This is a genomic window from Vibrio bathopelagicus, assembly GCF_014879975.1.
In the GTDB taxonomy this organism is placed as follows: Bacteria; Pseudomonadota; Gammaproteobacteria; order Enterobacterales; family Vibrionaceae; genus Vibrio; species Vibrio bathopelagicus.
Genome location: NZ_CP062501.1, coordinates 407,005 through 419,386, shown reverse-complemented (window position 1 = coordinate 419,386; position 12,382 = coordinate 407,005). Strand labels below are relative to the sequence as shown.

Genomic DNA, 12,382 nt, shown 5'->3' with positions numbered 1-12,382 from the left:
ATCCTTTTATATGGAATCATTTGCATTGATGTGATTACGAAAACTGTTTAGTATGGCCGTACTATAAAAATGAATCTATAACGTCTTTGGATATCATGGCTTTACCTAAAACACTTATTCGGCTTTTCAAACCATACATACTCTTATTAACCGGAGGAATGCTCTATCTCGCAGCAGCGCAATTGACCCAAGTAGAGAACTCAGCAGAGTCTCAATCATCTTCAAACATCCGTATTGCCACCTCCGTCATTAAGTCCAATATCGAAGCGACCTTCGGCAAATTGTATTTCTTAGAAACCAGCCTTGGTGACCTACAAACGGGGGCGGTTAACAACGATAAATTTGTTGAATTAAGTGAAAACATTCTAAAAAGAACACCTAATTTTGCCGATATTATTCGTTACCAACCTCAATCTGAGCATTACATCTCCACTCGAGGCTTCCCACTCTCAGCAAGCCAAGTATCGGCTATTGAGTGGCAACCGCTAGATACGGTCGTCGATGACTTTTACATCTCTTCTATTTATCAAAAGTCAGATGACCGCTGGGTGTTCGCAGTCAAACATACCGTGGCCAAACTCAATGAAGAAATATGGATTGAGTTTGATTTACTGCATACCACACAAGGCTTAAGAGACTTAAAAACGCTCAGCAACGGCTACGTGTTTGTTGTCGATAGAACCACTGAACGACTGGTGTTCCACCCAGATCCGAAACGCGTCGGCACTAAATCGATCAGCTATCATGCGGGGATCAGTCACCTATTGTCTCTAGGTCAACTCAAGGGTAATCATGAGTACTATTATCAGGACAATTTCAAAGTTTCTGTATTTGACGCTGACAACACTCTGAATTGGGTATTCATTGCAGGCACAGATAGAAAAGACATTCTAACCAGCTCTCACCAGTTTACGCTGACGGGTATTGTTATCGGATCACTTTTACTGCTTTGGGTTGTGGCCAACTACCTGATTCACCGACTTAACTCTGCTCTGTCGTCGCTTAATCGAGTGAACGATCTTGCAAGCTTTAAAGCTCAGTTGAAATCGATAATCAACAATTTCGCCTATCACAACGGTGTTCAGTTTTGCCTGTACCAAACCGAGTGTCACTCGTTTTGTACCATTGATTATCACGGCAATAAATCAATTGTTCACATCGACCAAGCACTTGCTGACAGCTTCTTTCCCGAACAGTTAACCTACCAAAATGGTAAGTACGCTGATGTGTTGGCGAAAAAGCTAAAAGTTTATCAACGCCACTATTGCATCCCACTTCACGCCCGTGAGCAGCTCATCGCGGTGATTTACGTCAATAGTCGCTTTCCGATCAATAAAACCATTCTGCGTATGATCCGCAGTTACACAGAGGTTTCTTTATCTAATTTACTGATTCACCTACAAGTTAGCTGTAAAGACTTGATGACCCAACTCGACAATAAAGCTCATTTTGATGAAGCTTTACGTCTGCATGCATGTGAATCCGATACCTACGTTGCTCTGTTAGATATCGATAATTTCGACCACATAAATCGAGCTTATAGTGAGTCGATTGGCGACAAAATGATCAAGCTGACCGCAGAAACCTTACGTTCCCATTTCCCGAAGCCCAAAGGCATCTGCCTATCTCGCTTAAACGAAAAGGAATTTGGTATCATATTCAAGGCTAATAGTGCGCAAGACGCGAAACATCAGCTTGATCAGTGTCGATTAAGTATCGCAGCCAAAACCATTGAAGCGCCTGAGATAACACTCTCACTCAGTGCGAGCATTGGGTTTTCGCAGGTTGGAGGGGCAGTCGATGCCGCCTTAGCCTTGGCAGAACAATCCAAATTGATTGCACAGCAACTAGGAAAGAACCGAGTGGAAGGCCATATAAGAGCTGTCGCGCAAGCTTCATAAACCGCCGCAGGTTAACGTGTACACATAAAGCACCTAGGATTTCACCTCTAGGTGCTTTTGTTTTTGTATAAAGTCATTACAATGCGCCTTCGATGCGACAAAGCCCTATCACTTTCTAACGACACGAATCTTATGAAGCTCAGTAACCGACTGCAAACTCTCCGCTCTCTTGTCAGTAATGACTACCAACACATTTGGGACTGTTGCTGTGATCACGGCTTTTTGGGCGTTCAACTGCTGTCGGATAACAAAGCACCTCTGATTCACTTTGTCGATATTGTTCCTTCTCTGATGAACGAGCTTGAACGCAAGTTAACGCGTTACTTTCCTCAAGATAACAACGTTGAGCAACACAATCAGAGTCAGTGGAAAGTCTATTGTTTAGATGTTGCAGCTATTCCGCTGGATAAGCACACTGGCAGACACCTCGTTATTATTGCTGGCGTGGGTGGCGATCTGACTCAGAAGCTCGTCGATGATATTCATCGCCAACATCCAGGCAAAGATATTGATTTTTTGCTTTGCCCTGTGCATCAGCAATTCGAACTAAGAAGCCATTTAAAAGCACTCAAGTTCGGCCTTATTGATGAAGTGTTGATTGAAGAAAACCGTCGTTACTACGAGATTTTATTGGTCAGTAACAACCAAGGCGAAAGCGAAAACATTCGACCACTTCGTGAGATATCGAACGTTGGTGACAAGATCTGGGCGTCGAGTTGCGAACAGCAGTTACAGATATCTCAACAATACAAAACCAAGACGTTACAGCATTATCTGCGTATTCACCAAGGCCAAGAGAAGCAAGGTAAGCCTAGCGAAGTGAAGCACATTATTGATGCTTACCAAGCGATTTAGCCCTCACCGGTTCTGCATATAGCATTGCTTCTAATGCGACTAGATTATAGTAAGCACTAACTTTATCGCTTACCTATGATAAATCCGATTCAATAAAAAAGCCGATAGTTCAATGAACTATCGGCCTTTTTGATGCTATCTGTTTGGTTTGAGCTTACTGATCTTGTTTCTTATGAACCGCATCAGGACCATCAATCGTTTCAACCTCACAGAGCGTATCAACCCCATAAACCGTATCAAGATATTCATCTTTCTCTTTCCACGTGTTATTCAACCAACTATGGAAACGGCGTTTAAAGGCTTTGTCTTCAAAATAGTTACCGTTGACGTTCTCATCCATTGGGTGCAATTTAATACGCACTACTACCTTTTTCATCTTACCTTTCAGCATGTCTTCAAACGGAGAAGTCTGATTCTCTGGATAAGCCAAAGTAACGTCGACGATACCATCTAATATTGGGCCCATTGCAGACAGAGCAAACGCGACACCGCCGGTTTTCGGTTTTAGTAGGTGTCGATAAGGTGTCTTCACTGTCGATAACTTCTCGTGGTTAGCACGCGTTCCTTCGACAAAGTTTACCAATGTTGTCGGGGCAAGTTTGAACTTGGTGCACGCCTTATTAATCGCATCAAAATCATCATTACGACGCTCTGGGTTACGCAATAAAAACTCACGTGAATGGCGTTTCATGAACGGCATGTCTAAGCCCCAGCAGGCCAAACCAACAAAAGGAACATACAACAGTTCATGCTTAAGGAAAAACTTAGTCATCGGCATCTTGTCTTTCAAGATAGAAGACAAAATCACAATATCTGCCCAGCTTAGGTGATTCGACATCATCAAGTACCACTGCTTGGTCGAGATATCTTCCCCGCCTTCAACTTGCCACTCGATATCATTATTGACGTTAAGCATCCACAAGTTAAGAGAAGCCCAACACCAGAACGTAAAGTTAGCTAATCGAGTGCACACTTTTTGAACCGGATGTATTGGGAGAATCAGTTTGATGAGGCCAAAGAAACTGACGGTAAAGGCCGTCATGGCAGTATTGAATGTCACGAACAAAACGTTCAAGACCATACGAAGATTATCAAGCATAAAACAAGGCTATATTGAGATCGAAAGCCGCCATTATACTCATCTGTAAATTATTCTCTTCAGTTATTAGTGGAATCATTCAAGGGTCAAACCACTCATTGAGATTGATCAAGCTCAGTTCAAAATTAGCCATAACAAAGCCACCACGACCCAACCTTCAAACAAAGACAAAAAAGACCATTAAATGTCATTGAGACTCGTTTTAATGTGTGTACTTTTGACTCCATTAAAAGTAATCCTTCTCACAAACTCTGTATTGATAAGCATTCTCATTACTGGCATGGTACATGCAACTCCAAAAAGTAAGATAGTTGAGTATCCTTAATGAGATAACTTCTCTAAATAAAGGTGATGATATGACAGATATTCCTCATGGCTTAGTAACCGGAAAAGTAGTGCACAAGACCGAATGGACAGAGCAACTGTTCTCGCTTCAAGTCAGCGCACCAGTCTCTCCCTACCAAGCGGGGCAGTTCACGAAGCTGGGATTACGTAACAGTGAAGGCGAATTTGTTAGACGTGCTTACTCAATGGTGAATGCACCAGAACACGAACACGGTCATCAATCGCTTGAGTTTTTAATTGTTAAAGATCAAAACGGTCAGCTCTCTCCTCAACTTCATCAATTGAAGGTAGGCGACGACATCTTTGTCGGTAAAGACCCAAGTGGATTTATGACATTAGAGGAGATCCCAGAGATAGCTGACGATCTATGGATGCTTTCAACCGGAACAGCCGTGGGCCCTTTTATCTCAATGCTTGAAAGCCTATTGATAGAACAACAATGCAAAGTAGATTTCAAAAAAACAGCGTCGTTCAACAACCTTGTGCTGGTTCACGCTGTAAGAACAGAGCAAGACCTCACGTATCAAGATCGAATCAATCAACTCGTTGAACACTTTCAGGGGAAACTTAAGTATGTGCCAATTATTTCTAGAGAATCAGTCACCGGAACTTTGCGCGGACGAATCCCAAGCTTGCTACTTGGAGGCGACCTTGAACGAGCCTCGTCTCTCGCTATCAACCAAAGACATAGTTTCTTCTATCTTTGCGGTAATCCCCAAATGGTTCGAGACACGAGCGAAGCACTAATATCGTTGGGGTTACAAAAACACTTACGCAAGAAGCCTGGTCAATTTAGTAGTGAGAACTATTGGTAAGCATTGACCATCACCAGTGATATAGAAGCACAGAAACACAACTTTCAAAGAACAGTTAGAGAAGAGGTTTTATATGAGTCATTTACGTATTCCGTCACACTGGAAAATTCAACGTTCAACGCCATTTTTCACCAAAGACAACATACCTGCTGCATTGCTTAATCACCACAACACCGCAGAAGGCGTATTCGGCCAGATCTGCGTAATGGAAGGGACTGTCACCTTCTATGGCTTTGCTGATGCCGACGCGACAGAGCCAGAAAATGTTATCACAATCCAAGCCGGGCAATTTGCTACCAGTCCACCTCAATATTGGCATCGAGTGGAACTGAGTGACGATGCGCAATTCAACATTAACTTCTGGTCAGAAAAAGAGACAAAGAAGATGTTCAACACCCGAAAGTAAGATCCATTCAATATTGATGAACTTATAAGCAAGCTACTTCGTAATGTGATTTTTAATGTTCAAGAAGTGATGGTAGAAGACCAAATAACCATAGTAATTACAATGACTAATGTTGATAGACAAGACAAAAAAACTCTAGCACACTGAACAAAGTTATTAGTTTTAATCCCGTTTCAGGTAATGAATAAGTGGATTATTTATATTTTAGGTAAGAGAGGAAGCAATGCTCAACATTGCTTTTTTTAGCTCAAAATCATACGACGAAAAATCATTTGAACTTGCAAAAGGCGAACTCAACGCCGAGTTCCATTTTCACGATTTTCGACTCACGACAACAACAGCAAAAATGGCGCACGACAACGAAGTCGTTTGTGCGTTTGTAAACGATGACCTATCGCGAGATGTGCTAGAGATTCTAGCGAAGGATGGCACTAAGCTAATTGCGATGCGTTGTGCGGGTTTTGACAAGGTCGACTTAGATGCAGCCAAAGAGTTTGGTCTGCAAGTCGTCCGTGTCCCTGCTTACTCACCCGAGTCTGTAGCAGAACACACCGTCGGTATGATGATGTGTTTAAACCGTAAACTACACAAAGCATACCAACGTACCCGTGACGCAAACTTTTCTCTTGAGGGGTTAGTTGGCTTCAACTTCCATGGTAAAACCGTTGGTGTGATCGGCTCTGGCAAAATTGGCCTAGCAACCATGCGTATTCTGAAAGGTTTAGGCATGAACATCTTGTGCTACGACCCGTACCCAAATCCATTAGCAGAAGAGCTTGGTGCTAATTACGTAGAACTCGACGAGCTTTATCAACAGTCAGACGTGATTTCTCTGCATTGCCCAATGAGCAAAGAGAACTACCACCTGTTGGATGCAACGGCATTTGGCAAGATGAAAGATGGTGTTATGATCGTCAACACCAGTCGTGGTGAGTTGCTTGATTCAACAGCCGCAATTGAAGCGCTCAAACAAAGCAAGATTGGTGCGCTTGGCCTTGATGTCTACGACAACGAGAAAGAGCTGTTCTTCCAAGACAAATCTAACGATGTGATTGTAGATGACGTATTCCGTCGCCTATCAGCTTGTCACAACGTTTTGTTCACAGGTCACCAAGCCTTCTTAACTAAAGATGCTCTGTTCAACATTGCGAACACAACGCTCACCAGCGTCGATGCCTTTTTCACAGGCAACACCAGCGGTAACGAACTGGTTTAATAACAGACTGACAACAAACTAGCTCCGCAAATACAAAGCCACGCTATTCCTAAGTGAACAGCGTGGCTTTTTCGTTTATCTAGTATTCAAAAACAGTTCCTAGACGCAGAAATGACAATCCTCGGTATCCAAACCATAAATGCCTTTACGAATGGCCAGATGCTCTGCACCAGCTTTCACACCCATCTGATAACCTGCATCCAAAATACTTTGGTCCATGGTTAATCGCTTAACCGCGAACGCTTCTGGCGGCGCTATCACCTTGATGGTCGCATCTTTTGGTGGATTACGAATGAACTCCAAAGACTGGTTATAGTTTTCGGCACGTACAGCCATCGATTCTGCAATATTAGGGAATTTCTTTAGCAGCTTTTTCAGCATCCACTGATACTTCTGCGGTTTCATTCGGTAGCTTAATGGGTGAGAAAGAATCACGGTAATGTCACGTGCACCACGTCGGTATGCTTCACGAACCGGAATCGAATCGGCCACACCACCATCAGTATAACAACCACCAGAAAAGCACGGTGTTTCACGATAAGCGATAGGTAAAGCCGTTGTAGCCTCAACCACGTTCGAGAGATTTTCTGGCTTGATGTGATAGTAGTCTGCACTGCCTGTGTCGACGTTTGTAACCGCAGCAATCAGTGGAATGCTCGAAAATAGCTCACTACAATCCAGTGGGTAACGTTGGTTCGATTCATTCCATAACCACTTCACGTCAACCAAGTTGCCACCTTTAGCAAAGCGAGCTGGGTTAAAGAACGTCTTGTCGGTCGCCATCGTGGTGATCACGTTATAGCTGCGTTTTGGCGCTTGAGATAAGTAACCAACCAGATTCGACACACCAGCAGACACACCAATGGCGAAATCATAGGGACGGAAATCGTCTTGCATAAAGGCGTCCAATACTCCGGCAGCGAAGATACCTCTCATTGCCCCACCCTCAACGATTAATGCGCTTTTACTCATCTCAAACTCTATTACTTTATAAACTGATAGCCGTAGGATAATCCCCTCCATCTTATAAAGATAATGGGATATGTTTATCAATTCGATAGGTAAAAACTATCAATAGAAATGGTGCTGAATTTTGAGAAATTGGCGCTACTTACATGGCTCACCTAATAGATTATCAACCAATACACCTCACCTAATACACAGCATGATCAAAAAAGGCCGCTGAGTGATAAATTCAGCGACCTTTCGATTAACGAATAAAGCTTATTGATTACGACTTAAATTCACTCACATCGATTTCAAGCAGTTTACCAATACCTTCACCGTAAGCTGGATCCGCTTTGTAACAGTGTCTTAGGTGACGCAATTGAATCTCTTTTGGCACGCCGCCTAAGTTACGAGCTGTATTATCAAACAGAATCGCTTGCTTCTCTGGCGTCATTAGGCGGAACAGGTCACCCGGTTGCGAGAAGTAATCTTCATCTTCGCGGTGATCCCAGTGTGCTGCAGCACCATCAAGGTTCAATGCTGGTTCTGCAAAATCAGGTTGCTCTGCCCATTGGCCTTCGTTGTTTGGCTCATAGCCTAATGTGCTACCAAAGTTACCATCGACACGCATCGCACCATCACGGTGGTAGCTGTGTACAGGACAACGAGGAGCGTTCACTGGGATGTGCTGATGGTTAACACCCAAACGGTAACGCTGTGCATCACCGTAAGCAAACAAGCGACCTTGCAGCATTTTGTCTGGTGAGAAGCTGATACCCGGAACCACGTTTGCTGGGTTGAATGCCGACTGCTCTACTTCAGCGAAGAAGTTTTGCGGATTACGGTTCAATTCAAACTCACCCACTTCAATCAACGGATAGTCTGCATGAGGCCAGATCTTAGTCAAATCGAACGGGTTGTATGGCACCTTCGCTGCATCCGCTTCTGGCATCACTTGTACTTTCAGCGTCCATTTAGGGAAATCTTGGTTATCGATGCTGTCTAGCAGATCACGTTGGTGGCTTTCGCGATCATCACCGATCACTTGTGCGGCTTCTGCATCAGAAAGGTTTTTAATGCCTTGCTGAGATTTAAAGTGGAACTTAACCCAAAAACGCTCATTATCTGCGTTAATGAAGCTGAACGTATGGCTACCAAAACCGTGCATGTGGCGGTAAGTTGCAGGAATACCACGGTCACTCATCACGATAGTAATTTGGTGTAGCGCTTCAGGTAGAGAGGTCCAGAAATCCCAGTTGTTTTTAGCACTGCGCATATTAGTGCGAGGATCTCGTTTAACCGCATGGTTTAGATCTGGGAATTTAAGTGGGTCACGAAGGAAGAATACTGGCGTGTTGTTACCCACCATATCCCAGTTGCCTTCTTCAGTATAAAACTTCAATGCAAAGCCACGGATATCACGCTCAGCATCGGCAGCACCACGCTCACCCGCCACTGTTGTGAAACGTGCAAACAAGTCGGTTTTTTTACCTACTTCAGAGAACAATTTTGCCTTAGTGTATTTGGTGATGTCGTGTGTAACGGTAAAAGTACCGTAAGCACCAGAACCTTTAGCGTGCATACGACGCTCTGGAATCACTTCGCGATCGAAGTGTGCCAATTTCTCTAAAAACCAAACATCTTGAAGAAGTTGAGGGCCACGCTTGCCCGCAGTTTGAACATTCTGGTTATGAGCGACAGGACAACCCGCAGCTGTGGTCAGTTTTTTACTCATGGTCTATTCCTTAAGGTTAAAGATGTCACATCGTTGCCACATCTTAGGTTCAAGTGGGTTTATTATTTAAAAACCACTAAATTAGTATGGATTAAGAATAGACCTGAGTTGAAAAAAAATATAATCGTTTATATTTATCGTTGCTATCTATAAAACCTATCAAACTGCATCATTAAGTAAGCGTCTGTTTGATATTGGTTTATTGTAAAATAGAAGCCCCTAATTTAAGCGTCGCAGCAATGTTTCTCGCCGTTCTTGTTAGGTTCACTTCTGCTTCTTTTAACACCTGATTGAGTGGCTGAGGAGAGCGTACTGTTCCAAAAAAACTACTCATTTCACCATACAAAGCCTCTACTTCAGTACCCAGTGATCCGGCAATACCTATGGTTGGAATACCTTGTAAACTTGCACGCTTGGCAATGCCGTAAGGTGTTTTGCCTTGCAGGGTTTGGTTGTCCATTTGCCCTTCGCCCGTAATCACAAGGTCAGCACCTTTCAGTATCTCATCGGCTTGTAATACATCGAGCACCATCTCAATACCAGGTTTAATCTGCATATTAAATAGCAAGCTAAGCCCCATCGGCGTACCACCAGCCGCGCCATAACCAGTGCGGCTGTGAACGGGTTCATCGCCACTAACACAACCCTGCGTTTCAGCGATTCGAGCAAAATTCGTAAGCGCCTTATCAAGCATCAAGACTTGTTCAGGTGTCGCTCCTTTTTGTGGACCAAAGATATGGCTTGCACCGTTGTCACCACACAATGGATTATCGACATCGCATGCGACAATCAACTCGACATCAGCGCAGCGCGAATCTAAACCTGTAAGATCTATTGATGCGAGTTCCGAAAGTGCAGCGCCACCTCGGCTAAGATTTTGTCCATTATCATCAAGTAATCGGCCACCTAAGGCTTGAACAATACCCGCGCCACCGTCATTAGTCGCACTGCCACCCAATCCAAGAATGATCGTTTGAGCACCCTGCTCTATCGCTTCCAAAATCAATTGCCCAGTGCCGAATGAAGAAGCAAGCAATGGATTACGCAGCTCTGGCGAGATCAAATCCAAACCTGATGCCGCAGCAATTTCAATCAATGCCGTCTTTTTCGGGTTACTATCTGACGGTTCAAGCATCGCCCATTCAGCATTAACCAATTCCCCTAAAGGGCCTTGCACTTGATGTGTTCGCTTCTGCCCTTTTAGGCCTTGCAGTAATACATCTACCGTACCTTCACCACCATCAGCCAGAGGCAGCGTTACGTATTCAGCGTCAGGGAAGATTTTGCGAAAGCCTTTTTCAATGCACGCCGCCACCGATACAGCCGATAAAGATTCTTTAAACGAGTCTGGTGCTATAACAATTTTCATACTGAGAGATCCAAAAGATTAGTAATTTTGATGAGTGCCCGATCCAAAAATGCCCCTATTGAAGATCAGCAAGCTAATCACTTAATAGGGGCAGTATATAAAGGTAAGCAGTATTAGTTAGTAATGGCTGTCTTTACTTGTGATTTCTCTTTACTTTTTAGCCACACAAATACAGCACCTAGAACCGCAATTGGAATCAGTGGGTCGATCAACGTACCGCCTTTACCAAACACTAGGTTAAGAATCATGATGATGCTTGCACCAATCGCCCATGCGATAGTTGAAGACACAGACCAGATCTTAATTTGATCAGCCAGTTCAGTAATGCCTAACGTACGGTTGATGATGTGGAAGTATGAATCGTTCAAGTGAGAGAAGCCAACTGGACCTACCGCACAAGCAAGCGCTACGAATACAGGGTCTAAGCCAAGTGTCTCAACCAACGGTAGCGTCATTGTCGCTGCAACCATCATAGAAGCTGTTGCTGAACCTTGGATTAAACGAAGCATTGAAGCAATTGCTAGTGGTACAAGTAGAGGTGGAATACCGCTGCTCGCGATAGCTTCGGCTACTTGAGGACCAGCACCTGATGCTTTAAGCACGGCACCCATTGCGCCACCACAGCCAGTTACCACAAGAATTAGACCTGTAGTAGACAGAGCATCATCCATAGAGCTAACCATGTCTTTACGCTCAATGTGGCGAGTAAGACCGTATAGCGCCATAAGAACACCGATACCAACCGCAACCACAGGGTTACCAATTAATGAGATCACAGTGTGCATTACGCTATCACCCTGACCAACAAGCGTGTTGATTAGGATAAATGCGATTGGTAGTAGAATTGGACCGAATGATAAAAAGTTACTTGGTAGCTCTTTGTCATCTGTTTCTTTTACTTTCTCTAGGTTCGCCCAGTCAGCTTGGTTTGTGATCCAGTTTTCACCATTTGGTACGCGGTAGTATTCATTGCCTACGCGGCGGATGTAAATCATAGAAAGCAACATCATAGGGATAGATACCATCAAGCCCCACAGCATGTATTCACCTAGATCGACACCTAGAATACCTGCAACCGCAACCGGACCCGGTGTTGGTGGCACAAGCGCATGAGTGATCAGTAGGCCAAGCGCCAGAGTCACACCTAAACCAACCGCTGATTTACCTGTGTCACGTGAAATTGCGCGAACAAGAGAGTGTAAAATAATGTACGCAGAGTCACAGAAAACTGGGATAGCGACAAGTACACCTGTAAAACCTAGTGCTAAGTCTTCACGACCTTTACCACACAGCTTTACAAACGTTTTTGCCATTCTAACAGCCGCACCAGAACGCTCGAAACACGCGCCCATGATAACGCCGAACGCGATAATCAAACCAATACCACCAAGCACGCCACCAAAGCCGGCTTTAATTGCGTTGATCAGCTCTGTTGGTGCCATACCAGCGAATAGCCCCATGATGATACTTGCAATAATCATCGCAAGCGCTACTGGGATTCTTGTTTTAATGATCATGCCCATCATGGCTAAAATGCCAATTACGATGCCTATCAGTGCTCCATCCATTGTGTATTCCTTTCTGTACTATTTTTGTTGTGTAGGGTTTGCAAGCGGGAGACATACGTTCATCTCCCACTGCACTTTGTATGCTGCGATTTTTATTTTGACCGCTTTATCGTATTTTTAAGTGT

10 protein-coding genes are annotated in these 12,382 nt (G+C 44.0%); 5 read left to right on the top strand and 5 right to left on the bottom strand.

Features of this window, described 5'->3' with window-relative positions; translation table 11 throughout:
- Positions 1-158: 158 nt before the first annotated feature.
- Complete coding sequence (locus tag IHV80_RS18225) at positions 159-1,901, top strand: sensor domain-containing diguanylate cyclase (protein WP_192891747.1); 1,743 nt, start codon at positions 159-161, stop codon at positions 1,899-1,901.
- A 132-nt stretch (positions 1,902-2,033) separates the two neighbouring features.
- Complete coding sequence (locus IHV80_RS18220) at positions 2,034-2,756, top strand: tRNA (adenine(22)-N(1))-methyltransferase (RefSeq protein WP_192892167.1); 723 nt, start codon at positions 2,034-2,036, stop codon at positions 2,754-2,756.
- 154 nt (positions 2,757-2,910) lie between these two features.
- Here IHV80_RS18220 and IHV80_RS18215 read toward each other — a convergent pair whose 3' ends face one another.
- Positions 2,911-3,855: an acyltransferase gene (locus IHV80_RS18215; protein ID WP_192891746.1), complete on the bottom strand. Its 945-nt coding sequence runs from the start codon at positions 3,853-3,855 to the stop codon at positions 2,911-2,913.
- A gap of 356 nt (positions 3,856-4,211) precedes the next feature.
- Here IHV80_RS18215 and IHV80_RS18210 point away from each other — a divergent pair, with 356 nt between their 5' ends.
- The 3 genes from IHV80_RS18210 to IHV80_RS18200 all read left to right on the top strand — a co-directional run bounded on the left by IHV80_RS18210 (position 4,212) and on the right by IHV80_RS18200 (position 6,637).
- Positions 4,212-5,015 carry a ferredoxin--NADP reductase gene (locus tag IHV80_RS18210; protein ID WP_192891745.1) on the top strand — a complete coding sequence of 268 codons (804 nt, stop codon included), beginning with the start codon at positions 4,212-4,214 and terminating at the stop codon, positions 5,013-5,015.
- A 73-nt stretch (positions 5,016-5,088) separates the two neighbouring features.
- On the top strand, positions 5,089-5,421 hold the full coding sequence (locus IHV80_RS18205) for a DUF1971 domain-containing protein (RefSeq protein ID WP_065111520.1): 333 nt from the start codon (positions 5,089-5,091) through the stop codon (positions 5,419-5,421).
- A 223-nt stretch (positions 5,422-5,644) separates the two neighbouring features.
- Positions 5,645-6,637, top strand: a complete 993-nt coding sequence (locus IHV80_RS18200) for a 2-hydroxyacid dehydrogenase (protein ID WP_192891744.1) — start codon at positions 5,645-5,647, stop codon at positions 6,635-6,637.
- A gap of 99 nt (positions 6,638-6,736) precedes the next feature.
- Here IHV80_RS18200 and IHV80_RS18195 read toward each other — a convergent pair whose 3' ends face one another.
- The 4 genes from IHV80_RS18195 to IHV80_RS18180 all read right to left on the bottom strand — a co-directional run bounded on the left by IHV80_RS18195 (position 6,737) and on the right by IHV80_RS18180 (position 12,257).
- On the bottom strand, positions 6,737-7,609 hold the full coding sequence (locus tag IHV80_RS18195; protein ID WP_086714832.1) for a patatin-like phospholipase family protein: 873 nt from the start codon (positions 7,607-7,609) through the stop codon (positions 6,737-6,739).
- Positions 7,610-7,868: 259 nt separating this feature from the next.
- The gene (locus IHV80_RS18190) at positions 7,869-9,320 is read right to left on the bottom strand and encodes a catalase (RefSeq protein WP_123309551.1); all 1,452 of its coding nucleotides are present in this window, start codon (positions 9,318-9,320) and stop codon (positions 7,869-7,871) included.
- Between the two features lie 199 nt (positions 9,321-9,519).
- On the bottom strand, positions 9,520-10,689 hold the full coding sequence (locus IHV80_RS18185) for a glycerate kinase (protein WP_192891743.1): 1,170 nt from the start codon (positions 10,687-10,689) through the stop codon (positions 9,520-9,522).
- A gap of 113 nt (positions 10,690-10,802) precedes the next feature.
- Positions 10,803-12,257: a GntP family permease gene (locus IHV80_RS18180; RefSeq protein ID WP_061016288.1), complete on the bottom strand. Its 1,455-nt coding sequence runs from the start codon at positions 12,255-12,257 to the stop codon at positions 10,803-10,805.
- Positions 12,258-12,382: the final 125 nt, after the last annotated feature.